At 70.7% G+C, this 24,309-nt stretch carries 27 protein-coding genes; 16 read left to right on the top strand and 11 right to left on the bottom strand.

Translation table 11 applies throughout. The annotated features are described in order from the left end of the window. Positions 1–2: 2 nt before the first annotated feature. Positions 3–380, top strand: a complete 378-nt coding sequence (locus ACQP0U_RS14625) for a carboxymuconolactone decarboxylase family protein (RefSeq protein WP_433319614.1) — start codon at positions 3–5, stop codon at positions 378–380. A 15-nt stretch (positions 381–395) separates the two neighbouring features. Here ACQP0U_RS14625 and ACQP0U_RS14620 read toward each other — a convergent pair whose 3' ends face one another. Next, positions 396–1,052, bottom strand: coding sequence for an HAD family hydrolase (locus tag ACQP0U_RS14620; protein ID WP_433320842.1), 657 nt, complete (start codon positions 1,050–1,052; stop codon positions 396–398). A 121-nt stretch (positions 1,053–1,173) separates the two neighbouring features. After that, on the bottom strand, positions 1,174–1,917 hold the full coding sequence (locus ACQP0U_RS14615; RefSeq protein ID WP_433319611.1) for a neutral zinc metallopeptidase: 744 nt from the start codon (positions 1,915–1,917) through the stop codon (positions 1,174–1,176). Positions 1,918–2,279: 362 nt separating this feature from the next. On the opposite strand from ACQP0U_RS14615, the gene ACQP0U_RS14610 reads away from it, so the two are divergent. Continuing rightward, a complete protein-coding gene (locus tag ACQP0U_RS14610) occupies positions 2,280–2,750 on the top strand; it encodes a YciI family protein (RefSeq protein WP_433319608.1) in 471 nt (156 codons plus the stop codon). 4 nt (positions 2,751–2,754) lie between these two features. Then, entirely contained in the window at positions 2,755–4,011 is a 1,257-nt protein-coding gene (locus tag ACQP0U_RS14605; RefSeq protein WP_433319606.1) for an RNA polymerase sigma factor, read from the top strand. A gap of 76 nt (positions 4,012–4,087) precedes the next feature. On the opposite strand, the gene ACQP0U_RS14600 is transcribed toward ACQP0U_RS14605, so the two are convergent. After that, positions 4,088–5,188 carry a calcium:proton antiporter gene (locus ACQP0U_RS14600; protein ID WP_354946118.1) on the bottom strand — a complete coding sequence of 367 codons (1,101 nt, stop codon included), beginning with the start codon at positions 5,186–5,188 and terminating at the stop codon, positions 4,088–4,090. 89 nt (positions 5,189–5,277) lie between these two features. Between ACQP0U_RS14600 and ACQP0U_RS14595 the strand changes: the two genes are divergently transcribed. Continuing rightward, positions 5,278–5,640 carry an ArsR/SmtB family transcription factor gene (locus ACQP0U_RS14595; RefSeq protein WP_433319601.1) on the top strand — a complete coding sequence of 121 codons (363 nt, stop codon included), beginning with the start codon at positions 5,278–5,280 and terminating at the stop codon, positions 5,638–5,640. Then, positions 5,637–6,146, top strand: coding sequence for an SRPBCC family protein (locus tag ACQP0U_RS14590; RefSeq protein ID WP_433319598.1), 510 nt, complete (start codon positions 5,637–5,639; stop codon positions 6,144–6,146). Before ACQP0U_RS14595 ends, ACQP0U_RS14590 begins: the two co-directional genes overlap by 4 nt. Here the strand turns inward: ACQP0U_RS14590 and mug are convergent. Further along, positions 6,143–6,712, bottom strand: coding sequence for a G/U mismatch-specific DNA glycosylase (mug, locus tag ACQP0U_RS14585; RefSeq protein WP_433320839.1), 570 nt, complete (start codon positions 6,710–6,712; stop codon positions 6,143–6,145). The genes ACQP0U_RS14590 and mug overlap by 4 nt on opposite strands. Positions 6,713–6,774: 62 nt before the next feature. Between mug and ACQP0U_RS14580 the strand changes: the two genes are divergently transcribed. The 5 genes from ACQP0U_RS14580 to ACQP0U_RS14560 all read left to right on the top strand — a co-directional run bounded on the left by ACQP0U_RS14580 (position 6,775) and on the right by ACQP0U_RS14560 (position 13,617). Then, entirely contained in the window at positions 6,775–7,518 is a 744-nt protein-coding gene (locus ACQP0U_RS14580) for an SAM-dependent methyltransferase (RefSeq protein ID WP_433319595.1), read from the top strand. 37 nt (positions 7,519–7,555) lie between these two features. After that, positions 7,556–8,365, top strand: coding sequence for a lysostaphin resistance A-like protein (locus ACQP0U_RS14575; protein ID WP_433319592.1), 810 nt, complete (start codon positions 7,556–7,558; stop codon positions 8,363–8,365). A 111-nt stretch (positions 8,366–8,476) separates the two neighbouring features. Further along, positions 8,477–9,190, top strand: coding sequence for an alpha/beta fold hydrolase (locus tag ACQP0U_RS14570; RefSeq protein WP_433319589.1), 714 nt, complete (start codon positions 8,477–8,479; stop codon positions 9,188–9,190). A gap of 321 nt (positions 9,191–9,511) precedes the next feature. After that, entirely contained in the window at positions 9,512–10,699 is a 1,188-nt protein-coding gene (locus tag ACQP0U_RS14565) for a ThuA domain-containing protein (protein ID WP_433319587.1), read from the top strand. Between the two features lie 86 nt (positions 10,700–10,785). Continuing rightward, positions 10,786–13,617, top strand: a complete 2,832-nt coding sequence (locus ACQP0U_RS14560) for a PQQ-dependent sugar dehydrogenase (RefSeq protein ID WP_433319584.1) — start codon at positions 10,786–10,788, stop codon at positions 13,615–13,617. Positions 13,618–13,660: 43 nt separating this feature from the next. Here ACQP0U_RS14560 and ACQP0U_RS14555 read toward each other — a convergent pair whose 3' ends face one another. Beyond that, a complete protein-coding gene (locus tag ACQP0U_RS14555; RefSeq protein WP_433319581.1) occupies positions 13,661–14,473 on the bottom strand; it encodes a helix-turn-helix domain-containing protein in 813 nt (270 codons plus the stop codon). A gap of 35 nt (positions 14,474–14,508) precedes the next feature. Here ACQP0U_RS14555 and ACQP0U_RS14550 point away from each other — a divergent pair, with 35 nt between their 5' ends. Continuing rightward, on the top strand, positions 14,509–14,907 hold the full coding sequence (locus tag ACQP0U_RS14550) for a nuclear transport factor 2 family protein (RefSeq protein ID WP_433319578.1): 399 nt from the start codon (positions 14,509–14,511) through the stop codon (positions 14,905–14,907). Here ACQP0U_RS14550 and ACQP0U_RS14545 read toward each other — a convergent pair. Together ACQP0U_RS14545 and ACQP0U_RS14540 are read right to left on the bottom strand one after the other, a co-directional pair. Next, a complete protein-coding gene (locus ACQP0U_RS14545) occupies positions 14,904–15,848 on the bottom strand; it encodes an acyltransferase domain-containing protein (protein WP_433319575.1) in 945 nt (314 codons plus the stop codon). The genes ACQP0U_RS14550 and ACQP0U_RS14545 overlap by 4 nt on opposite strands. A gap of 29 nt (positions 15,849–15,877) precedes the next feature. Next, positions 15,878–16,462, bottom strand: a complete 585-nt coding sequence (locus ACQP0U_RS14540; RefSeq protein WP_433319572.1) for a hypothetical protein — start codon at positions 16,460–16,462, stop codon at positions 15,878–15,880. 171 nt (positions 16,463–16,633) lie between these two features. Between ACQP0U_RS14540 and ACQP0U_RS14535 the strand changes: the two genes are divergently transcribed. Further along, positions 16,634–17,662 (top strand): hypothetical protein, encoded by a 1,029-nt coding sequence (locus tag ACQP0U_RS14535; protein WP_433319569.1) that lies wholly within the window; start codon positions 16,634–16,636, stop codon positions 17,660–17,662. Positions 17,663–17,729: 67 nt separating this feature from the next. Continuing rightward, positions 17,730–18,647 carry an NAD-dependent epimerase/dehydratase family protein gene (locus ACQP0U_RS14530; protein WP_433319566.1) on the top strand — a complete coding sequence of 306 codons (918 nt, stop codon included), beginning with the start codon at positions 17,730–17,732 and terminating at the stop codon, positions 18,645–18,647. On the opposite strand, the gene ACQP0U_RS14525 is transcribed toward ACQP0U_RS14530, so the two are convergent. Then, complete coding sequence (locus ACQP0U_RS14525; RefSeq protein WP_433319563.1) at positions 18,615–19,535, bottom strand: LysR family transcriptional regulator; 921 nt, start codon at positions 19,533–19,535, stop codon at positions 18,615–18,617. The genes ACQP0U_RS14530 and ACQP0U_RS14525 overlap by 33 nt on opposite strands. Positions 19,536–19,703: 168 nt before the next feature. On the opposite strand from ACQP0U_RS14525, the gene ACQP0U_RS14520 reads away from it, so the two are divergent. Then, the gene (locus tag ACQP0U_RS14520; RefSeq protein WP_433319560.1) at positions 19,704–20,423 is read left to right on the top strand and encodes an SDR family oxidoreductase; all 720 of its coding nucleotides are present in this window, start codon (positions 19,704–19,706) and stop codon (positions 20,421–20,423) included. Between the two features lie 48 nt (positions 20,424–20,471). Here ACQP0U_RS14520 and ACQP0U_RS14515 read toward each other — a convergent pair whose 3' ends face one another. Both ACQP0U_RS14515 and ACQP0U_RS14510 read right to left on the bottom strand, forming a co-directional pair. Beyond that, entirely contained in the window at positions 20,472–20,912 is a 441-nt protein-coding gene (locus tag ACQP0U_RS14515; protein ID WP_433319557.1) for a VOC family protein, read from the bottom strand. Positions 20,913–21,022: 110 nt separating this feature from the next. After that, on the bottom strand, positions 21,023–21,565 hold the full coding sequence (locus ACQP0U_RS14510) for a carbonic anhydrase (protein WP_433319554.1): 543 nt from the start codon (positions 21,563–21,565) through the stop codon (positions 21,023–21,025). A 170-nt stretch (positions 21,566–21,735) separates the two neighbouring features. Between ACQP0U_RS14510 and ACQP0U_RS14505 the strand changes: the two genes are divergently transcribed. Together ACQP0U_RS14505 and ACQP0U_RS14500 are read left to right on the top strand one after the other, a co-directional pair. After that, a complete protein-coding gene (locus ACQP0U_RS14505; protein WP_433319551.1) occupies positions 21,736–22,179 on the top strand; it encodes a peptidoglycan-binding domain-containing protein in 444 nt (147 codons plus the stop codon). 72 nt (positions 22,180–22,251) lie between these two features. Beyond that, on the top strand, positions 22,252–23,334 hold the full coding sequence (locus tag ACQP0U_RS14500; RefSeq protein ID WP_433319548.1) for an ArsR/SmtB family transcription factor: 1,083 nt from the start codon (positions 22,252–22,254) through the stop codon (positions 23,332–23,334). Positions 23,335–23,407: 73 nt separating this feature from the next. Here ACQP0U_RS14500 and ACQP0U_RS14495 read toward each other — a convergent pair whose 3' ends face one another. Beyond that, entirely contained in the window at positions 23,408–24,151 is a 744-nt protein-coding gene (locus ACQP0U_RS14495) for an MBL fold metallo-hydrolase (protein ID WP_433319545.1), read from the bottom strand. Positions 24,152–24,309 lie beyond the last annotated feature (158 nt).

Genomic DNA, 24,309 nt, shown 5'->3' with positions numbered 1-24,309 from the left:
ACATGACCGATCAGGACGCGTACCAGCAGGCACTCGACACCGCCGAGCGGCTGCTCGGGCAGCCGTTGGTCCTGCCGCTCGGAGCGGGCGAGCCGTCGGTGGGTCACGACTTCCGTCGTCTCGCCACCGTGCAGACCTTCGGCGCGGCGTGGCCCCGGGAGGGCCTGGACCTGCGCAGCCGATGCCTGGTCTCGGTGGCCATCGCCGCCGCCCTCGGAACCCACGAGCCGCTGCGCGGGCAGCTGCGCATCGCGTTGACCTCGGGAGTGACCAGGGAGGAGATCGTGGAACTGTTCATCCACCTGGCCGCGTACGCGGGGGCCGCGCGGGCGTTCGACAGCTACCAGGTGGTCGCCGCGGTCTTCGCCGAGCGCCCCTGACCCGCGCCGGGCAGGTCAGTTGGCCGCCGCGGTCCGGTCGGTCAGCAGCGCCGCGAGCAGCTCCAGGTCCGCGCCGGTGAGGCTCTCCAGCTGGTGTACGCCGACAGTGCTCGGCAACGCCACCTCCGCCGGTACGGCCAGCACCGCCGCGCCCGAGGCGAGCGCGCTGGCCACCCCGGTCGGTGAGTCCTCGATCGCCACGCACCGCTCGATCGGCACACCCAGCAGCCGGGCGGCGGTCAGGTAGGGCTCGGGGTGCGGCTTGGCCGCCACCACCTCGTCGCCGGCGACAACCGTGTCGAAGTTGTCCCGACCGAGGGTGTCCAGGGCGATCTCGACAAGCGCCCGGGGGCTGGAGGTGACAAGCGCGGTGGGGATTCCCGCCGCGCGGACCGCGCGCAACAGGTCGAACGCCCCCGGCCGCCAGGGCAGACCGGTACGGAACAGCTCCAGGATCCGGGCGTTGATCCACGCCGCGCTGATCTCCGGGTCCCGTTCGGGTTGCCTCAGGTCGTCGTGCAGGATGCGCATCGACTCGGCCATCGCGGTACCGATGATCGACTGGCGGGCGTCGAGGGAGAGCTCCCCGCCGTACTCCCGCGCGAGTTCCTGCAACGCGACGTCCCACAGCTTCTCGCTGTCGACCAACGTGCCGTCCATGTCGAAGAGCACAGCGGCGGGGTGATGGCTGCTCAGCGGAACCTCCAGGGTCGTGACCGACACCGGCGATCCTGCCAGCACCGCCCGTGGCCGGTGGCGGCAACGGGCCGCAGGGTGATCCGGGCAACCCCGCTCAGCCCAGGTCGCACTCCTTCAGGGAACCCTCGTACCCCCGGAAGAACATGTCGGTGCGCTGCTCGGCGGTGCCGTGCGCCCCTTCCGCGAACCACGGCTGGTCCGGGTCGTCGCCGACCGCCGCCACCCCCTCCCGGAACTCGTCCAGGTCGCCCTCGGCGAGGTTCAGGGCGCCCGAGCGCACCGAGTCGCCGAGGTACGCCCCGGCCATGCAGTCGGCCTGCAACTCCTGCTGGATGGTGAAGCTGTAGTTGATGCCGAGCCGCACCTGGATGGCGTGCGCGTACTCGTGCCCGAGCAGGTAGAACACGAACGCGTCGCCGACCTGACGGAACGCCGCCACCGACCAGGCGACGTCGTAGGCGATGAAGTCCCCCTGCGAGCAGTAGACGGCGTTGTTGCGGGGCAACGGCTGCCCGCCGCAGGACACCTCGCCGTCGCGCTGGTACGGAGTGATTCGCCGGATCGGTTGGAACCGCTGCCCGGACTCCTTGAACTGGGCCGCCCAGTACCGCTCGGCGACCGCCTGCGCGTCGGCGACGTCCTGCTCGAACTCGGCCACGCTTGTGGTGCTGTCGGCCCGGGTGGTGCCCGGCCCCGGCGAGGCGGCCGACGGGTTCGCCCGGGGGCGCTCGGCCTCCGGCTCGGCCAGCCCACCGCCGGCACAGGCGAGTGACACCAGGGCGGCGATCAGCACACCCGCCACCGGGCCCCGCGCGTCGCGTCCGAACCGTGCCGCCACTGTGCCTCCCCAGACATCGGTGCTCGCGCTGCGTCGTACCCCGACGATACGACCGCCACGCTTATCACCGAACTCACGTGCGGGGAGGCCGGACGGTTCACGCGGGTGGACTCGGGTGAGGTGTGGCGCGGTGGGCTCGGGTCGGCGCGGGGCACCGATGCTGGCCGGCCAGAATGCCCAGGGAGGTGCCGCCGTCCGTGGAGGAGGCGTCGTGGTGCACGAGTTGGGCAGCGCCTAACCCCCACCCACCACCCCTCCACCTTTGTTGATCATGAAGTTGGCGTCACTCTCGACGGCGTGTCGTGACGCTAACTTCATGATCAACAGATCTGGTGGGGGTCGGCGTGTCCGGGGACCGGGGGGTGGGTTCGACGTTTCTGGTGGCGGGCGTCGAGGTGGCGCCCCCGACGGACAACGAGGAGGTAGGCCAGATGAAGTACATGATTCTGCTTTACGGGTCGCAGCAGGACTACGACGTGCTGTCCGGGCGGGCTTCGGACCGGCCGGCGATGTCGGCCGAGCAGATCGCGGCGATGCACAAGCACATGGAGACCTTCCACCAGGCGCTGGCCGAGTCCGGGGAACTGGTCGACGCCCGGGGCCTGAGCGAGCCGGTGCACGCCCGCCGGGTGCAGGTGCGCGAGGGGGCGCCCGTGGTCACCGACGGCCCGTACCCGGAGACGCAGGAGGTCCTCGCCGGTTACACCATCGTGGAGTGCGCCAGCTTCGACCGGGCCACCGAGATCGCCGCTGGTCTGGTCGACCCGGACGCCCCCGGTGGATACGTGGACGTGCGGCCGGTGCTCGACGGCGTCGAGGACCTGGCCGGCTGACCCGGTGCCGGAGACTCCCGCCGAGGGCCTGCTGCGCGAGTTGGCGCCGCAGGTCCTCGGCGCGCTGGTCCGCCGCTACGGGCACTTCGACACGGCCGAAGACGCGGTGCAGGAGGCGCTGATCGCGGCGGCGGACGGTTGGCCGCGCGACGGTGTACCGGAGAACCCGCGGGGTTGGCTGATCACGGTGGCGTCCCGTCGGCTGACCGACCTGCTGCGTCGTGAGCAGGCCCGGATGCGGCGGGAGGACACGGTGGCGCGGTGGGTGCTGCCGGAGCAGTGGCGCTCCCCCGCCGCCGACCGTCCACCGGCGGACGCCGACGACACGCTCATCCTGCTGTTCCTGTGCTGCCATCCGGCGCTGTCGGCGGCGTCGCAGATCGCGCTCACCCTGCGGGCGGTGGGCGGGTTGAGCACCGCCGAGGTGGCGCGGGCGTTCCTGGTGCCGGAGGCGACCATGACCCGGCGGATCAGTCGGGGCAAGCAGCGGATCCGCGACAGTGGTCTGCGGTTCGCGCCGCCCACCGGCCCGGAGCGCGCCGAGCGACTCGCCGCCGTGCTGCACGTGCTCTATCTGATCTTCACGGAGGGGTATGCGCGCACGGCCGGGCCCGGGTTGCTGCGCGCCGACCTGACCGCCGAGGCTATTCGGCTGACCCGCCTGGTGCACCGGCTGCTACCCGAGGACCCCGAGGTCACCGGGCTGCTCGCGTTGATGCTGCTCACCGACGCCCGCGCGCCGGCCCGGATCGGCCCGCACGGTGAGCTGGTGCCGATGGCCGAACAGGACCGTGGCCGGTGGCGGGCCGACCAGATCGCCGAGGGGGTCGAGCTGATCACCGGGGCGCTGCCGCGCGGCGTCGTCGGGGCGTACCAGCTCCAGGCGGCGATCGCGGCCGTGCACGACGAGGCGCCCAGCGCGGCGGCCACCGACTGGGCGCAGATCACCGCCCTGTACGAGGTGTTGTTGGGGATGTCCGACAACCCGGTGGTGGCGCTCAACCACGCGGTGGCGGTGGCGATGAGCCGGGGCGCGTCGGCCGGGCTGGCGCTGCTCGCCGGGCTGGCCGACGACCCCCGTCTCGCCGACGACCCTCGACTGCCGGCCGCCCGCGCCCACCTGTGGGAGTTGGAGGGTGAGCGGGTCGCGGCGCGGGAGGCGTACCGGATGGCGGCGGCGCGCTCGACGAACCTGGCGCAGCAGCGCTACCTGAACGCCCGTGCGGAGCGTCTCGCGGACGACCCGCCGCCCGCCGGCTGAGCCGACGGGCCGTGCGGGTCACGGGCAGAGCCGACGGGCCGTGCGGGTCACGGGCAGAGCCGACGGGCCGTGCGGGTCACGGGCTGGCGGCCAGGAAGACGAAGGCGGCCATCAGCACCAGGTGTACGCCGCCCTGCAACACGTTGGCCCGGCCAGGCACCACTGTGAGAACCGCGGTCACGGCGGTGAGCGCGAGCAGGGCGAGCTGGGTGCCGCCGAGGCCGAGCAGCAGCGGGCCGTCCAGCCAGATCGAGGCGATCGCGATGGCCGGGATGGTCAGGCCGATGCTGGCCATCGCCGAGCCGAGCGCGAGGTTCAGGCTGATCTGCACGCGGTCGCGGCGGGCGGCGCGGGCGGCGGCCAGGGTCTCCGGCAGCAGCACCAGCAGGGCGATGATCACGCCGACGAACGCGTGCGGCAGGTTCGCCGCGGCGACGCCTGCCTCGATTGTCGGGGAGACGGTCTTGGCGTCGCCGACCACCGCGACGAGCGCCACCAGCAGCAGGCCCAGGCTGACCAGCGCCGCGCGTGTCGTCGGTGGTTTGGCGTGCTCCTCCGCGTCGATCACCTGGCCGCGACTGTCGACAGGTAGGAAGTAGTCGCGGTGCCGGCCGGTCTGCACGAGCACGAACAGGCCGTAGAGGGCCAGCGAGGCGACGGCGGCGAAGGCGAGCTGGGCCGGGCTGAACTCCGGGCCGGGGCGGGCCGTGGTGAAGGTCGGGATGACCAGACTCAGGGTGGCCAGGGTGATCACTGTGGCCAGGGCCCCGCCGGTGCCCTCCGGGTTGAACACCGCGACGCGGCGACGCAACGCCCCGAGCAGCAGGGACAGGCCGAGGATCCCGTTACAGGTGATCATGACGGCGGCGAAGACGGTGTCCCGGGCGAGCGACTGGGTCTTCTCCGGCCCGCTGATCATCAGCGTGACGATGAGGGCGACCTCGATCACGGTGACCGCGACGGCGAGCACCAGCGACCCGTACGGCTCTCCCACCCGGTGGGCGACCACCTCCGCGTGGTGCACGGCCGCGAGCACGGCACCCCCCAGCAGCACCGCGACCACCACGATGACCGGGCCGGGCAGGTTCCGCCCCCAGGTCACGATCAACACCAGGACAGCGAGCACGGGTACGGCGAAGGTCCAGTCGGTCAGGCGGGAGCGAAGCAGGGCGGCCATGTCGTACAGAGTGCCAGGTCAGGTGATCATGTGCCCACCATCGACGCAGGGATGGTGGAAACCCGTAACTTCTGGGTTACGCTTTCGGGGTGGATGAGGTGGCCGTCGCGATCGCGGACCCGGTACGACGGCACATCCTGTCCCTGTTGCGCGCCGAGCCCCTCTCCGCCGGCGACATCGCCATGCGGTTCACGATCAGCCGGCCCGCCATCAGCCGCCACCTGCGGGTGCTGCGCGAGAGCGGGTTGGTCCGTGACGAGCTGGTCGGACGGCAGCGGATCTACCGGCTCGACCCGGGCCCGCTCGCCCCGCTGCTCGACTGGCTCACCGGGCTCACCACAGTCGACAGGTGGGAGCGGCACCTCGACGCGTTGGAGACCGAGGTCTATCGCACCCGCCGAGAGCGCCGCGGCCGCGGCCCGGCGGAGCACCGAAGGGAGCACACCGCATGACGCGCACACCCGCCGGACGCCTGTTCCGCACCGACACCGGGCACGATCTCGTCCTCACCCGGACCTTCCGCGCCCCGGCAGCGGACGTCTGGGCCAGCCTGACCGAATCGGAGCGTACGGCCCGCTGGTTCGGCCCGTGGGAGGGCGACGCCGGGCCCGGACGGACCATCCGGGTCCAGATGGCGTACGAGGAGCAGCAGCCCTGGTGTGAGGTACGCATCGACGCGTGCGAACCGCAGCAGCGCCTCGCCGTGTCGATGATCGACGGCTACGGCAGCTGGCTGCTGGAGCTGTCGCTGACCGAGACCGACGGCACCACCGAGCTGCGGTTCGTGCAGCACCTGAGCAGCGTGGAGGGCATCGCCGAGGTGGGCGCCGGTTGGGAGTACTACCTGGACATGCTCGTCGCCTCCCGGGACGGCTCGCCCCGCCCGGAGTTCGACGACTACCACCCCGCGATGCAGCCCTACTACCAGGGGCTGGCCGCCGCCGCGCCGAACGGCTAGCGGTCGAGTTCCCGCCGCAGCCTGGCGAACTCGGCGGTCAACGCCGGCAGCGGGAAGTGCGCGTTCAGGCCACTGGGGTTCGGCAGCACCCAGACCCGGGCCGGGCCCAGCCGGTCCGGTCGCGGACCGAGACCGGCCTTCGGCCGGGCGAAGGCGATCCGGTACGCGCCCACCCCGAGGATCGCCACCCACTGCGGGCGGTACCGCTCGGTCTTCACCGCCAACCCGGCGACCCCCGCCACCAGCTCCTCCGCCGTCAGCTCGGCGGCGCGGGCGGTGGCCCGGTTGCTCAGGCTGGTGATGCCCAGGCCCTGCCGTAGCAACTCGTCGCGTTCCCACGAGTGCAGTTGGCGGTCGGTGAAGCCAGCCCCGTGCAGGGCCGGCCAGAACCGGCTGCCCCGGCGGGCGAACGGCTGCCCCACCGCGGCCGAGTAGAGGCCCGGGTTGAAGCCGCAGAACAGCACCCGCAGCCTCGGGGCGATGATGTCCGGCAGACCTCGGCCGGCCGCCGCCGCCACCTCCTGCGGGGTCGGCCGCCGCGCCGGCCCCGCACGCTCCGCGTCCACCCCACCGATCCTGCCGTACGCCCCGGTGCCGGGGCCGACACACGCCTTGACACCCTCAACGGATGCAGTCAACCGACCACCTCGCCGCCGGCCGCTACGCGCGGATGCGCTGGAACACTCCGCTCTCGCCGGAGCACGCCACGCTGCTGCTGCAACGGCTCGACGTCCGCCCCGGCGCGCGCGTGCTCGACCTCGGCTGCGGCTGGGGTGAGCTGCTGCTGCGGGCGGTCGCCGCCGGCGGTGTGTCCGGCCCGGTCGCGACGCGGGGCGTCGGCGTCGACACCGACGATGCCGCGCTCGCCCGAGGGCGGCGGCTGGCCGCGGGTCGGTCGCTGAACCGGCACGTCGCCTTCGTGATGGGGGAAGCCGCCGCCTGGCAGGAGCCCGCCGACCGGGTCCTTTGCATCGGCTCGGCACACGCCTTCGGCGGCACCGCGGCCGCCCTCGACGCCCTCGCCTCCGTGGTCCGGCCCGGTGGACGGCTGCTGTTCGGCGACGCGTACTGGGAACGGTCCCCCACGGCGGAGATCGCCGAGGTCTTCGGCCCGGAGGTCCCGAGCCTGTCCGGGCTGATCGAGGCGGCCCGGGAGCGCGGCTGGCGGTTGCTGCACCTGAGCACCGCCGACCAGCGGGAATGGGACGACTTCGAGTCCACCTGGCTCGCCGGCCGGCAGGAGTGGCTGCTGGCGTACCCGGAGGATCCCCGTGCGGCCGACGTCCGCGCGGAACTCGACGACCGGTTGCGGCAGTACGTCGCCGGCTACCGAGGGGTCCTCGGCCTCGCCTACCTCGTCCTCGGCCGTTGACGGTCCGCCCTTGACGCCGGTGGCTACGCTGCGCGTGGTGAGCGCCGGACCTCGTCTTGCCCTGCCCTGGCGGATCCTCGTGGTGGCCAGCGGAGCCGTGCTGGTGTGGCTGTTCCTGGGCGTCCTGCTCGATCGTGACTACGACCGACCCACCCACGCGGTCGGTGCGGTCCTCACCACCGCTGTCGTCGTACCTCTGGTGGTTGTCGCCCGTCGTGTGCTGGACCGACGCCCGTGGGCGGGCCTCGGGCTGCCGGCGCTGCGCGACGGCTGGCGGCGTCTGCTGTTCGGCATGGCCTGCTGGCTCGTCCCCGCCGCGGCGGGGTTCGCGCTCTGCCTCGGCCTCGGCTGGGTCGAGATCAGCATCCGGACGTCCGTCGGGGACGTGCTGCGCGTGGCGGCGCTGCTGGTCGTGCTCGTCTTCCTGAAGGAGGCGCTGCCGGAGGAGTTGATCTTCCGCGGGTACCTGCAGCACAACCTCGCCACCCGGCTGCCGGCCTGGCAGGCGGTCATCGGGCAGGCCGTGCTGTTCACCATGTTCGGGTTCCTCATCGGGGCGGCCCGATCCGTCGACCGACTGGCGCTCTTCCTCATCTTCGCGCTGCTGCTGGGCGCCTTCCGCGCCGCCACCGGCGACATCTGGGCCGGCATCGGCCTGCACGTCGCCTTCCAGACTGTCGCTCAGCTGTTCGGCGACGTCGGGGCGGTCTTCGACGTGGTCGGCGCGGACGTCCTGGGCGTCGTGGCCATGGGCGCCATCCCGTTCTCGGTCAGCTGGATCGTCCTGCGGCACCGCTACCGGGACCGCCTGAACTGGCACGCCCTCGCACCGGACCCGGTGCGCTGACCGGCTGAAGCCTCGGCGTTCGGCCCCCGGAGCGGGTGGCGTGCGGAAGAGTGGCGGGCGAGAGCTGTCGAGCGAGCGACGGCACGGCGTCGGCCGCGTGCGGAGGTTCAGATGAGCGACACGTCTTCGACCAGGACCGCGCGCAATGTCGTCCTGGTCCACGGCGCATACGCCGACGGCTCCTCCTGGTCCGACGTCATCCCCCTCCTGCAGCGTGCCGGGCTGACGGTCACCGCGGTGCAGAACCCGCTGACCTCCCTGGCCGACGACGTCGCCGCCACCAACCGCGCCCTCGACCGGCAGGACGGGCCGACGGTGCTGGTGGGCCACTCCTGGGCCGGCACGATCATCAGCGAGGCCGGCAACCATCCGGCGGTTACCGCCCTGGTGTACGTAGCGGCCCGCGCGCCGGACGCCGGCGAGGACTTCACCGCGCTCGCCGCGAAGTACCCCACGCCGCCGGCGAACGCCGGCCTCGTGCACCACGACGGGTACGCGCAGCTCAGCGAGAGCGCTTTCCTGGCCGACTTCGCCGGTGGCGTCGAGGAGACCCGCGCCCGCGCCCTGTACGCGGTGCAGGGCCCGATCGCCAAGGACCTCTTCCAGGGCCGCACGACGACGGCCGCCTGGCGGGACCGACCCTGCTACTACTCGATCTCCACGCAGGACCGCACGACCGCGCCCGAGTTGGAGCGGTTTCTGGCCGATCGGATGAACGCGACGACCATCGAGGTCGAATCATCGCACCTCGCCATGGTCACCCACCCGGAGACGATCGCCGACCTCATTCTCATGGCGACCAGGGGCACGCGCGGTCACAGGTAGGAAGCGGTCGCCACGCCACCGACCGCACGACCCGCCTCGACGTCGGCGCCGACCGTGCGCTGGAGCGCCCGGGGCTGACGCACGTGGGGTTGACGGGCGCAGACATCGGAGGTTTACTGCGTCAACGATGCCAGTCGATGAATACTGACCATCCACAGTGGGTGGTCATTGTCGTTGACTGGTCTCACCGACCCATCCCCCACCACCCCCGCACCACCTCAGCCGAGCATCGGCGGCCCGGCTTCCGCACCACCGCCATCGTGACCTCAGGCGTGCCCGCGTGGACGCCCTGAGGTCGACGCTCAGCAGAGGAGCACGACCATGCGTTCCCGTCCCCGCCTGTTGGCACTCGTCACCGGCCTGGCAGTCATGCTGGCCAGCCTGGTGGCCCTGCCGACCCCCGCCTCGGCGGCACCACTGACCAAGGTCCTGGTGTTCAGCAAGACCGCTGGCTTCCGGCACTCGTCGATCCCCAACGGCATCGCCGCGATCCAGCAGCTCGGCTCGGCCAACGGCTTCACCGTGACCTCGACCGAGGACGCCGGCCAGTTCACCACCTCCAACCTGGCCCAGTACCAGGCGGTGGTCTTCCTGTCGACGACCGGCGACGTCCTCAACTCCAGCCAGCAGACGGCGTTCGAGTCGTACATCGCCGCTGGTGGGGGCTACGTCGGCGTGCACGCCGCCGCCGACACCGAGTACAGCTGGCCGTGGTACGGCCAACTGGTCGGTGCGTGGTTCGACTCGCACCCGGCGATCCAGACCGCGACCGTGCGGATCGAGGACCAGACCAACCCGTCCACCGCGCACCTCGGCACCACCTGGGTCCGCTCCGACGAGTGGTACAACTACCGCACCAACCCCCGGTCCAGCGCGCGGGTCCTGGCCAACCTCGACGAGTCGTCCTACAGCGGCGGCAACATGAGCGGCGACCACCCGATCACCTGGTGCAAGGCGTACGGCGGCGGGCGTGCCTGGTACACCGGCCTCGGGCACACCGAGGCGTCGTACACCGACCCGAACTTCACCCGGATGCTGCTCGGCGGCCTCCAGGTCGCCGCGGGCTCCGTCACGGCCGACTGCTCGCCGCGCACGACGACCCCGCCGCCCACCGCCAGCGGCTCCACGCTGCGGGCCCGCGCCAACAACCAGTACGTGAGCGCGCCCAACGCCACCACCGCGCTGATCGCCAACAAGGCCAGCGTCGGCACCACCGAGCGGTTCGACCTGGTCAACCTCGCCAACGGCAACGTGGCGCTGCGCGCCAAGGGCAACGGACAGTTCGTCGCGGCCGAGAACGCCGGAGCCGCCGCGCTGATCGCCAACCGGGCCAGCGCCGGCGCCTGGGAGACGTTCCAGCTCGTCCGCAACTCAGACGGCACGGTGAGCCTGCGGGCCACGGTGAACAACCGTTACGTCGCCGCTGACAACGGTGGCGCGTCGCCGCTGATCGCCAACCGGACCTCCATCGGCCAGTGGGAGAAGTTCGACCTGGTCACCACCAACTGACCTGGTCCCCCGCGCGTTCTTCACCACCCCACCTGGTCGTGGTGCGCCCCCGCGCGCCCGCCCCCGGTCGTCGAGAAAGGACGATCATGCTCTCGTACCCCCGGCGCTGGCCCCGGGCTCTCCTCGCGGCGGTCACCACCGTCGCGAGCGTGACCCTGGCTGTGGCCGCACCGTCCACCGCACAGGCGGCGGTCATCCCCGCCTCGGACTATCAGCAGGTCAAGCTCGCCACCGGCTCGGGCGAGCTGGGTGAGGCCATGTCCCTGGCCGTCCTGCCCAACCGCTCGGTACTGCACACCGCCCGCAACGGCGTCCTGCGGGTGACCGACGTGGCCGGCAACACCAAGGTCTCCGGCACCCTGTCCGTCTACACCCACGACGAGGAGGGGTTGCAGGGCGTCGCCGTCGACCCCAACTTCGCCTCCAACCGGTGGATCTACCTGTACTACTCGCCCACGCTGAGCACCCCGTCCGGGGACGCGCCGACCACCGGATCGTCGTCGGACTGGGACCGGTGGAAGGGGCACCTGCGGCTGTCCCGGTTCACCCTCAACAGCGACGACACGCTCAACCTGAGCAGCGAGAAGATCGTGCTCCAGGTCGCCAACGACCGCGGGCAGTGCTGCCACGTCGGCGGTGACCTGGACTTCGACGCCGCCGGCAACCTGTACCTGACCACCGGCGACGACACCAACCCGTTCGAGTCGTCCGGCTACGCGCCACTTGACGAGCAGACCAACCGCAACCCGCAGTTCGACGCCCAGCGCTCGTCGGCCAACACCAACGACCTGCGGGGCAAGGTGCTGCGGATCAAACCGCAGGCGGACGGCACGTACACGATCCCGTCGGGCAACCTGTTCGCCCCCGGCACGTCCGGCACCCGCCCGGAGATCTACGCGATGGGCCTGCGCAACCCGTTCCGGATGAGCGTCGACAAGGCCACAGGCGTCGTCTACCTCGGCGACTACGGCCCCGACTCCGGGTCCACGAACTCCAGCCGTGGCCCCTCCGGCCAGGTCGAGTTCAACCGCATCGCGGCACCGGGCAACTACGGCTGGCCGTACTGCACCGGCTCCAACACCAGCACGGAAACATACAATGAATACACCTTCCCGTCCGGGCCGTCGCAGTCCAAGTACAACTGCACGGGCGGGCCGACAAACAACTCGTTCCGCAACACCGGGCTCACCACGCTGCCCGCGGCGAAGCCGGCCTGGATCAAGTACGCCGGGGACTCCGGCTCGCCGTCGGAGTTCGGCAGCGGCTCGGAGTCGCCGATGGGTGGGCCGGTCTACCGGTACGACGCCTCGCTCAACTCCAGCATCAAGTTCCCGGCCTCGCTGAACGGCCAGTTCTTCGCCGGCGAGTACGGCCGCCGTTGGATCAAGGCCATCGCTGTCAACTCCGACGGCTCCCGCGGGGAGATCTCCGACTTCCCGTGGACCGGCACCCAGGTCATGGACATGGCCTTCGGCCCGGACGGCGCGCTCTACGTGCTGGACTACGGCACCGGCTCGAACAACCAGGCGCTCTTCCGGATCGAGTACATCGGTGGTGGCAACCGCAGCCCGATCGCTGTCGCCTCGGCGAACCCCACGTCGGGGGCCAACCCGTTGACTGTCACCTTCTCGTCGGCCGGCAGCTCCGACCCCGAGGGTGGGGCGCTGAGCTACCTGTGGACCTTCGGTGACGGCACCACGTCGACGGCGGCCAACCCCACCAAGACGTACACCACGAACGGCACGTACAGCCCCACCCTGAAGGTCACCGACCCGACCGGCCTGTCCGGAACGGCGAGCCTGATCGTCACCGTGGGCAACACCGCACCGACGGTGTCACTCACCTCGCCCGCCGACGGGCAGCTGTTCACCTTCGGTGACACGGTGCCGTACCAGATCTCGGTGAGTGACCCGCAGGACGGCACTATCGACTGCTCCAAGGTGAGCCTGACGTACGCGCTGGGCCACGACAGCCACGCCCACCAGATCACCTCGAAGACCGGGTGCAGCGGCACGATCACCGTCCCGACCGACGGCGAGCACGACGCGGCGGCCAACATCTACGGGGTCTTCGACGCCGCGTACACCGACAAGGGCGGGCTCACCACGCACAGCATCAAGACGCTGCAACCGAAACACCGCCAGGGTGAGCACTTCAGCGCCCAGTCCGGTGTCCAGGCCACCGACCACACCAACGCCGAGGGTGGCCGGACGGCCGGGTTCATCGAGAACAACGACTGGATCTCGTACCAGCCGTACAACCTGTCCAACGCGAACCGGTTCACCGCCCGGGTCTCCTCGGCCGGTGCGGGCGGCACCATCGAGGTTCGTGCCGGGTCCGCCACCGGCACCCTGCTGGGCACCGCCACGGTGCCGGTGACCGGTAGCTGGGAGACCTTCGTCGACGTCTCCACCGCCATCAGCAACCCGCCGACCGCGTCGACCACGCTGTACCTGGTGTTCAAGGGCGGCTCGGGCAACCTGTTCGACATCGACGCGTTCACCTTCACCACCGGCACCGGCAGTGGCACTCCGGTGACCACCCTGCGGGCGCAGGTCAACAGCCAGTACGTGTCGGCGGTCGGCACCAGCGCGCTGATCGCCAACAAGGCGAGCGTCGGCACGACCGAGCAGTTCGACCGGGTGGACGCCGGCAACGGCAACATCGCCCTCCGGTCGCGCGCCAACGGTCTGTACGTCTGCGCCGAGAACGCGGGCGCGGAGCCGTTGATCGCGAACCGCACGTCGATCGGACCGTGGGAGACGTTCCAGATCATCACCAACTCGGACGGGACCGTCGGTCTGCGGGCTCTGGCGAACAACCAGATCGTGGCCGCCGAGAACGCCGGGGCCGGGTCATTGATCGCCAACCGGACGTCGGTCGGGTCCTGGGAGAGGTTCGTCCTGACCACCGGCTGACCAGCGAGTGGTGGGCCCGGCCTGGACGTGACCAGGCCGGGCTCTACCCGGTGAAGTAGGTGGCGCTCTCCGGGTCCGCCGGGTAGTAGGACTCCACAGCGATCTCCTCGATCGTGATGTCCGTCGGGGTGCCGAACGTGGTGATGGTCGAGAACATCCGCAGCTCGCGTCCATCGATCCGCAGGATCATCGGGATCACCACGTCGGCGTCGACCCGTTGGCCCATCGGGTCCTCGGGCAGCGGCTTGAGCAGTTCCTCGTAGAGCGCGGCGAGTTCCGCGTCGGGAGCGGCGGCGAGCTGGCGCGAGATCCGGCTGCGGAACACGGCCCGCACGTCCGCCAGGTTGACGACCAGCGGGGCCAGCCCGCGCGGGTCCAGGCCCAGCCGCACCAGGTTCACCGGTGGCCGCAGCAGGTCGGGAGCCACGTGCGCGAAGAACCTGTCGACCGCGCGGTTGGTCAGCACGATGTTCCACCGGCGGTCGAAGACCAGCGCCGGATACGGCTCGTGCGCCTGGAGCACCCTGCGGACCGCGTCGAGGACACCCGACAGCGCGGTGTCGTCGAGTGGACGCTGCGCGTACCGGGGCGCGAAGCCGGCGGCGAGCAGGAGCTGATTGCGATCACGCAGCGGCACGTGAAGCTGGTCGGCGAGCCGGAGGATCATGTCGGCGCTCGGTGTGGACTTGCCGGTCTCGACCAGGCTGACGTGCCGAGCCGAGACATCCGCGGCGATCGCCAGGTCGAGTTGGCTGAGCCCGCGGCGCCTGCGCCACTGCCGTAGGAGCTCCCCGACCGCATACACGATCATGAGAGTACTCATCGTCGCCCGGGACGCCATGAAGTGCGATGTCATCGACAACCACCTGGGCCGGGGAAACACTCTCGTCCATGACCATCGAGAACAAGAGCATCGTCGGACGCGCGTTGGCGGGGCTTGTCGACACGGGCGACGTCGACACGCTCGCCTCGTTCCTGAGCGAGGACTTCACCCATCATCGGTCGGATTCGACGACCTCGACCAGGGCGCAGTGGCTGGCCGCGGTCCGCGCCGCGCTGGGCCCCACGGCCGGCATGCAGGTCGACATCCTGCACCTCCTGGCCGACGGCGACCACGTCGTGGTGCACTCGCGACGCCGACTCCCCGATCCGGGGCCGGAGATCGTGGTGGTCGACGTCCTGCGTATCGCCGACGGGTTGATCGCGGAGGTGTGGGAGGTCATCGAACCGGCCGGCCACGCCGCCGCCAACACCGCGTGGTGGGACGTAGCTGTCGACGCGCGCGGCTAGATCGGGAACCGGCCGTGGCGCCAGTGCCAGTGGCCGCCGGCCCGAAGGTGGTCGATGAGCGCGCGCTGGAGCACGGTACGGCGTGGCAGCTCGTCGAGCGGCGTGGTCAGGGTGCGGAACCCGAACCGCAGCACCTCGATGTCGGCGTCCGGCCCCTCCGACTCCTGGTAGGGCTCCAGCTCGAACCGGCGCTGGAAGCGCACGATGTTGGAGTCCTCGGGAAGGTACTCCCGCAACTGCGGGTCGAGCAGCCAGGAGGCGCAGGAGAACGCGGTGTAGCGCTCGTCGGGAAAGTGCCGTGGGAAGAACGCGCGGGCCTCGTCGAGCGACAGCTCGACCGCCTCCGGGGTCAACGGCCCCGAATCGGGGACGTGCAGGCCGATGGCGCCGTCGCCACGCTGGTGTTGCAGCCGGCCCAGCTCGTAGACGCTGCCGCGCGAGTGCAGCGTCAGCCAGCTCTGCATGATCGGCCAGCCCTCGCCACGCATCCGCCTGTCGATCGCGAGGTTGCGGCCAAGGTCGGCGAGGGTCACCCAGGACACGGCATCGGGGACACCGTGGTCGCGGTGGTACCCCCGCACGACGTCGACCAGGGCCAGGTACGCGTACACGTAGAGGTGCCGCCAGGCGGGCCCCCGGTCGCGCGGCAGCTCCGGGCCGGGCGACATCCAGTCGTAGCCCGCGAGGTCGGCGCGGACCAGGGCGATCGAGCGGTCGAGCAGCCAGCGCAGCTCGTCGGTCCAGAGCGGAGAGTCGGGGTCGGGCCAGCCCGCCATGACCTCGGCGGCGTCGTCCGGCCGCACGGCGAGCCGGTCGAGGATCGCGGGAGCGTCCGCCTTGGCTGGCAACGGAGCTGACGGCCCGTCACCGGCGAGCCGGTGCACACGGTCGACGTCCTCGACGGGCACCCCGAGCCGGGCGGCGATGTCGTCCAGATCCACGCCGACGACCCTACCGGCCGGCGGTCATTTCAGGAGTCCGCCGGCACTCCGGCGTCGAGCTGCCCGATCATCGGCGCGAGGAGGTCGTTGAGCTCCCGCGCCAGCACCACCACGGCCCGACGCGCCGCAGCGGCGACGTCGTCGTCCGGACCGCCGGGCGTCGGCGGCAGATCCTCGAGCGGGACCGGCGCCTCCACCTGGAGCAGCGCGCGCAGGTGCGGGCGGCGCGTCTGGTCCTGCTCGGTGGGTGTGGTGAACTGGCCGAACAGCTGGGGCCAGTCCTGCCAACCACGGTCGCGCTGCCACTGCTTGGTCCAGGTCAGCTCAGCCGGCCAGCGGGAGGCCACTGTCACCGCGCAGACCAGACTGCCGTCCCACGGGCTGCGCGCGCAGGTCGCCGAGATGATCCGGCGGTGCCAGCGCACGAAGCCGGGCGACAGCTCGGTGGCCATCCGCCAGGCCGTCACCGCGAACGCGACGGGCGCGAAGTCACCCCAGGTGTCGGTGAACTCGTCGATCCGACGAAGCACCTCGGCCTCGTACCGGCCGCGCCCGTCAGTGCCGTGCTCGCGGTCGAACTGCTCGTCCAGCCAGAAGGCACGCGTTTCCGGCATCCCCCACCCCCGTTTGTGAGAAGTTCTCGGACACACCGTGGCGCGTCTCGCAGTCAGGCAACCGTCACTGACCGTATATGACACGCCCACTGTAGACCGTTCGCCCGAGCCTAACGTCTGCGGAAGGACGTCGGAGCGTATCGGCTCCGAGTACCGACCTCAGGAGGTTCCGTGCGTAGGCGACTCGGATTCATCACGGTGGGCAGCATGGTGCTGGCCGCTCTCACTGTCGCGCAGCCGGCGGCCCAGGCGGACGCAACCGCTGTAGCCGGGTCCGCGACGGTGGCCGAAGCGCGCGCCACCATCCACGGACGGCCGTCCACCGACGCCGACACCGCGGCGAGGTTGAGCACCGCCTACTGGACGCCGGAGCGAATGCGAGCGGCACGACCCGCTCCGGTGCCGGACGGGGTTGACGCACCCGACGGGGAGGCTGCCGACCGCCCCGGCCGAATCGGCGCGCCGCGCGACGTGGCAGCGCCGGCGGCGCCACGGTCCTCGACCGCCACCCTGAGCGCGGCCCCGGCGGGCAGCGGCCAGGCAACCCAGGCGGTGAACGCCTCACCCGGCGTCGGTCGGGTCTTCTTCACCCACAACGACGAGGACTTCTTCTGCTCCGGTGCCACCATCAACAACCCACAGGCGAACATGGTGTCCACCGCTGGTCACTGCGTACACCCGGGTGACGGCGGGTCGGTCTGGTTCGACAACTGGGTGTACGCGCCGGAGTTCACCGAGGGCGAGCCACTGCACGGCCTCTGGTCGGCCAAGGAGTTCACCTCGGTCGAGGGCTGGGTCGACTGGGGTTACCTCTGGTGGGACTTCGCGTTCGTGACCATGCACCCACTCGACGGTGACCGGCTCGTGCACGTCACCGGCGGGCAGGGGCTCAGCGTCAACAAGTCCAAGTCGTTCTCCGCGATGCTGCTCGGCTACCCGGGCGAGCCGCCGTTCGACGGGCAGTCGCAGTACTTCGCCTCCGGCACCACAAAGGTCGCCGGGGTGCAACGGGTCAAGCTGAAGAATTGCCCGCTCAACAAGGGCGCGAGCGGCGGGCCGTTCCTGCGCGCCTGGGACAACGACCTTCGGTTCGGGTACGTCAACTCGGTGATGTCGTACAAGTACTCCGGGAACATGTACGGGCCCTACTTCGACGACGACGTCCTGGACATCTACACCGTCGCGAAGAACAAACAGTGACCGGGACCCACCGGTCGGTGGTGCTCACGGGTTGACAAGACACCGGCTCCAGAGTGGACGATGCACCGTGCGAATTCTTGTGGTGGGTGGCAGTGGCCTGATCGGCGCGCACGTCGTGGACGTCCTTCGGGAGCGTGGTCATACCGCGACCACTGTGGCGCGCACCGCCCAGCCGGGCGTCGACCACCTGCTCGATGTCGGGTCCGCCCCGATCGACGAACTGCGGCCGTTGCTCGCCGGTCACGACGGCGTCGTGTACGCCACCCGCACCGACGAGCAACGGCCGCTGCCCAAGCCGATCTATCCCGAGTTCCGCCGCGACAACGTCGACCCGGTGGTACGCCTGTTCACCGCCGCCCGCCTCGAAGGTCTGACCCGGGGCGTCGTGATGGGCTCCTACTACACCTACTTCGACCGGCTCCACCCGCAGTGGCGTCTCGCCGAACGGCACACGTACATCAGGTGTCGCCTGGAGCAGGCCCGGGAGGGTCGGGCCGCCGCCGGCGAGGGCCTGCCGGTCGCCGTACTCGAACTGCCCTTCGTCTTCGGTCGGGCCGGCGACCGGCTGCCCAACTGGGCCGGTCCGCTGGACCGGTGGGCCCGCTCGCGTACCCCTCTGGTCGCCCCGACCGGCGGAAGCGCCGCGGCCTCCGCCCGCAGCGTGGCCGAGGTCGCGGTCGACGCCCTGGAGCAGGCCAGCGGCGCGGACATCCCGGTCGCTGACGAGAACCTCACCTGGCACGACATGATCGCGCGCATCGCCGCGGCGGTCGGCCGACCCCGGCCGGTCCGCCGCCTGCCGGCCGGCGCGGCGCGGGCCGCGCTGCGACTCGGCGGCGCGGCGCAGGCCCTCGGCCGCAAGGAGTCGGGCGTCAACCCCAGCTACCTCGCCGACCTCCTGCTCGCCGACCTGTTCATCGAACCGACGAGCGGCCGCCCGCTGGCCCCGGCCCTACGCGAGACCTTCCCCAACGAGGCCGCCTGACCCTCCCTCGCGTCGTTCACGCAGTTGCGGGGTCTGTCGCACGGCGAGGTCGACGAACTCGTGCACCAGCGGTGACCTGTTGTCCTCGGCCCAGGCCAGGCACACCTGGTTGTGGCCGAGGTTCGCGACGGGCACGTGGATGACGTCCGGTCTCGTGTAGAACGTCGCCGTCGACAGCGGCAGGATCACCATGCCGGCGTACGCGGCGACGTGCTCCAGCTTCTCCTCGACGGAGTTCAGCTCGGGCCGGGGGCGGGGATCAGGGTCCGTCGGGCGGTTCGGCAGGTCCCGCCACTCCGGCACCGCGTCCGGGTCCTGCAGCAGCCGTTCCTCGACCAGCTCGGCGAGGTCGACCGACTCCTTGCCGGCCAGGCGGTGATCCGTGGGCAGGACGACGACGCGGGGTTCGCTGAACAGTGGGCACAGACGCAGGCCGCGCTGGTCGACCGGGAGCCGCACGTAACTGACGTCCGCGCGCCCCTCACGGACGATCTCGGCCTGGTCGTCCCAGGAGGTACGGACGACGTTGACGGCCAGGTCGGGGTGCCGCTGGCCGATGGCGCGAGCCTCGGCAGTGACGAGAACGCCAGGCATGAACGCGATGGTGAACGTCGGCCTACCGTGCGCGGCCCGTTGCACCCGCCGTTGCAGTGCCCCGGCCGAGGCGAGCAGCGGACGGGCGTCGGCCAACAGTTGGCGACCGGCCTCGGTCAGCACTGTGGTGCGGCGGTCGCGGACGAAGAGCTCGACGCGCAGTTCGCGCTCGAAGGCCCGGATCTGGCGCGACAGGACCGGCTGGGCGATGTGCAGTCGCACGGCGGCCCGACCGAAGTGCAGCTCCTCCGCGACCGCCACGAAGTAGCGAAGCTTGCGCAGATCGACGTCCACCCTGCCCCCGTCCGGTTTCACTCCGGGCGGGACCCACGATACCCGCCGGGTATGAATGCGGTGATGCCCAACGGGCATCACAGGAGGTGAAAGAGGTCTTGGACGCGAGCGTTCCCGGCGGAGCACGGTGGTAACCGTCTCCACCACACGATCCGGAAGGACACGATCATGACCCTCATCGACAAGCGCGTCGTCGTACTCGGCGGAACCTCAGGGATCGGCCTCGCCACCGCCGCCCGGGCCGCCCGCGAGGGCGCCCAGGTCGTGGTCGCCTCCAGCAACCAGCGCAGCGTGGACCGGGCCCTGGCGACCCTGCCGACCACCACCCAGGGGTACGTCGCCAACCTCACCGACCCGGGCGCCGTGTCCCGGCTGTTCCACGGTCTCGGCTCCTTCGACCACCTCGTCTACACCGCTGGCGAACCCCTCGCGCTGATGTCCGTCGACGCCCTCGACCTCGCCGCCGCCCGGGCCGCCTTCGACCTGCGCTACTTCGGCTCCCTGTCGGCGGTCAACGCGGCACTGCCGCACCTGCGCCCCGGCGGGTCGATCACCCTCACCACCGGCACCGCCAACCACCGGCCCGGCGCCGGCTGGTCGGTGGCGGCCAGCATCACCGGGGCGATCGACGCGTTGGTCCGCGCGCTCGCCGTCGAACTCGCCCCGATCCGGGTCAACGCCGTCTCCGCCGGGGTGATCCGCTCTCCGCTCTGGGACTCGCTGCCGGCCGAAACCCGAGAGCAGATGTACGCGCAGCTCAGCGACTCGCTTCCGCTCGGTCGGGTGGGCGAGCCCGAGGAGGTCGCCGAGGCCTTCGCCTACCTCCTGCAGGCGACCTACGCCACCGGCACGGTGGTGACCGTGGACGGCGGCACCCTGATCGCCTGATCCCGCCACCTGCCGCCAGGTGCTGCGCCCCGCGCCCCGCGGCCTCCGTCAGCCGAGCTGTTCGGCCAAACCGACGATGATGCCCTCGGGGCCGCGGACGTAGCAGAGCCGGTAGATGTCCTCGTACCGCTCCACCTCCCCGACGAGTTCGGCGCCGTGGCCGCGCAGCCGGGCGATGACGTCCTCGATGTCGTCGACGGCGAACATGATGCGCCGAATGCCCAGCGTGTTCGTCGGCGCGTTCTTCGGCTCCGCGCTGATCGCCGCCGGTCGGTGGAACATCGCCAGCTCGACCTTGCCGTGGCCGTCCGGGGTCCGCAGCATCGCGACCTCCTGCCGGACGTCGTCGAGCCCGATGACACGCTCCACCCACCGCCCCTCGACCGGCCCTCGCCCCTCCAACTCCATGCCGAGTTCGACGAAGAACGCGATGACCGCGTCAAGGTCCTCAACAACGATGAGGACGTTGTCCATCCGCTGGATCGCCATGCTGGATCTCCCTGGTCTGGTGCCGTCACGGTGACCGCATCCTCCCCGAGGACGGAGCCGGTCGCCGGTTCTCGACATCCAGAGCGCACGTCCACCGCGTCGCGGCTCCGCTAGCCGTCGGCCCGGCTGCGCGGAGGCACGAGCGTTCGCAACAGGCCGGTCTCCACGTCGTACTCATAACCGGAGATCTTGATCTGGGGAGACACCAGCGGAGCGTCGAGGAGCTTCTGGACATCGACGGGCACGGTCTGCGCCGGATCGAAGACCGCCTGGTCGACGAGCGCCCTGTCGTCGCCGCCCCGCTCGGCGAAGCCCCTCAACAGCGCATCGTCGTCAAGCCCCCGGCCGCAACCCGTGTGGTGCACGACGGCGAGATCGAACCAGTCCGCTTTCGGCGCCCTCAGCTCGTGCAGGTAACTGATCCACGCCAGGTCCTGGATCACCGCGGGAGTCACCCTGCCACCCAGGGTCCGGGCGACGATGGCGTCCCCGAGCGCCAGGTCGAAGATGAAGGCCGGATCGACCCGCGGGTCGAGACACGTGATGACGTAGAGCTGCTGATTCGGGACGAAGGGGATTTCCGGTGTGCGGTTCTTGGCATCCGTGGCAGCGAAACGGACGTTGCGCTGCAACAGGTCGTCCATGTTGCTCATTTTTGGAGCCTAAGCGAGGCATCCCGTCGCACGGCCGCGTATCTGCGATGTGGCCTGATCAGCGCCTATTCCGTAGGAGTTAACACCGTTGGTCGGCCCGGGCCCCGTCAGTAGCGTCGTCCGCGTTCGGTCGACGACCCGATCGGCCTTGGCCACAAGGAGAAACACGGATGATCTCTCCGTTCGCGCGGCGCTTTGCGAGCATGGCAGTCACTGGCACGATTCTGGCCGGGGCGATGCTCATGTCGGCAGGCCCAGCAGCGGCCGCTTACCCCACCTGCTACGGCAAACGGAAGGTGGCGACGGCCCCGTACAACGAGCTGGTCTGGATTCCCGCCGTGTCGTCCACCGGCTCGACCAGCTGCAACCTGCGCCTGGGCAACTACAACAACACGGGCGTCAGTGTGCTCCAGGACGCGATCAACCGGTGTAACCGGCCGCAGAACTTCACCCCTGTCGTCGTGGACGGCGACTTCGGGCAGAAGACCAAGGACCTGCTCATCGTGGCCCAGGCGCTCCGGGAGACCGAGGCGGACGGCATCTACGGCCCGCTCACCCGAAGGGCGTTCTTCTGGCCCCTGCCGTCGGGGGAAGGCTGCCGCGCGGTTCTCTGACCGTCGACGGGGCGCATCACCGCCACCGTCCGGGTCTTGCGAGCGGACCACAGCCACCCCGATCATCGCCGTGTGTTGCGCATCCACTTCTCAAGCGAAGACCTTGCGCGTATCCATTTCGCGCCCGGCGTCGACTGGTTCTGGGAGACGGCACTCAGCATCCACCAGCTGCGCCTGCGGGACTCCCATCCGCTGCTCGACTCCTGGAAGCGATCCGTGCGGCAGCAGCTCCATCCGTCCGGCGGGCTGAGGGCGAAGACGAACCCGATCATCACGCTCAGCCCGCCGCGAGGCTATTTCCCCGACTTTCTCACGCCCCCGGACCAGGGGTTCGATTCCGGCGTCGAGGCCATCCTGTCCACCCCCCGTGCGCGGCTGCAACAGGAGATCGGCCTACTCGCCGCGTCCAACAGGGACATCCGCGCCGACGTCGACGGCCTCGCCCGAGGCCAACCGGCGGCACTGGCGGCCCTCGGGACCGCCCTACGGACGCACCGCGACGTGGTGCTGGCACCCGTGTGGGCACAGGTGACCGCCGCAGTCCAGGCCGACCTGCAACGCCGTCTGCGGCACCTGGTCGCCGGAGGGTGGGCGCAGGTGCTCGACACCCTGCACCCACAGGCCAGGTACACCGACGGCAGTCTGCACATCGCGCAGTGGGGCGTGGCCGGCGACAGCGACCTGCACCTCGACGGACGCGGGCTGACGCTGATTCCGTCGTACTTCAAGGAAACCCGGCAGCTGATGGTGCTCGCCGACTTCGACCTGCCGCCGGTGCTCGTCTACCCGGTCGACCCCGTCATCCGGGTACTGGCGGACGCCGGTCACTCACCCCTGGCCGCGCTGATCGGCGCCACACGCAGCCGCATCCTCGAACTCGCGGCGGGCCGCAACACCTCCGAGATCGCCCGGATCGCCGGCATCTCCGTGCCGGCGGCGAGCAAGCACCTCGCGGTACTGCGCCAGAACAACGTCATCACCAGCGTTCGACGTGGTGGCATGGTCATCCACACCACCACCGCGCTCGGCATGGCGCTGCTGCAAGGCGACGGCGTGACCGCGGCTGGGGTCAACGTCGCTGGTGTACGCGACGCTGAGCACATTGCTGGTGCGGCCGTGCCACGCCGCAACACCGGTCTACCAGAGCACCTCTAGTGAAGGTCCTCTCGGCCCTCGACTGGGTCTTTGCCGGATCCCGATGTCGGTCACGGCGACTGCGTCAGCTTCCCTACAACCCAAGCGTCAGGGTCAGCCCTTCCTCAGCCGCCAGCACGGCACCGTCGAACTCCACCTGCGCGGCGGCCACTGCGGCTGCCCGATCGTTGCCGGGCCAGAAGTGGGTGAGCATCAGGCGGCGGGCACCCGCCCAACGAGCCCACCGACCGGCCTCGGTGGAGGTCATCAGGTTTCGGGGGGAACGGCTGGTCTCGCCGTCGTAATCCGTCGCCTCGACGATGAACAGGTCGGCGCCACGGCCCAGCTCGGCCAACGCGGGAGTCGGCCCGGTGTCCCCCGAGTAGGCCAGGGCCATCCCGTCGGCTTCAATCCGGACGCCCGCGTTGGGCACGAAATGCGGGAGAGACAGCCCGGTGAGGCCGAACGGACCGACCCGGTAGCTGCCGGGCAGTGGATGCAGGTCGAAGACCGCGTGCAGGTCGACATCGGGCTCCAAGCCGCTGAGCCGATCGAGCACGCCGGGCGGGCAGAACAACGGCAGCCGTGGTCCACCAGGCTGACCGTAGAACCGCATCCTGAACAGTCCGTGCAGGTCGACGCAGTGATCCGGGTGCTCATGGGTGATGACGACAGCGTCCACCGCGCCATCCGGCCACTGCGTGAGCAACCGCGGCAGCGTGGCGTAGCCCAGGTCAAGCACCAGGCGGTAGCCGTCCCAGTCCACCGCGAAACCGCTACAGGCGCGGCCTGGCTCGGGGAAGGCACCGGAACTGCCGAGCACGGTGAGCTGTCGCATCCGCACAGCGTCTCACCGTGCCGGGGGCGAAGGCTTGCGCTGTACTGGTCGACGTCGAACGTGAACCTGCCGAATGCCAGTCGTCGTCCCGCATCGGTTCCGCCGGCATGCGCCTCACGCCAATCGAGCCCAGACGCCGGACGGCTGCCGGCACCGGA

Origin of the sequence: Micromonospora sp. CA-269861, from assembly GCF_050948505.1 — a bacterium.
In the GTDB taxonomy this organism is placed as follows: domain Bacteria; phylum Actinomycetota; class Actinomycetes; order Mycobacteriales; family Micromonosporaceae; genus Micromonospora.
The sequence above is the reverse complement of the archived record's forward strand: the minus strand, read 5'-3'. Positions and strand labels throughout refer to the sequence as shown.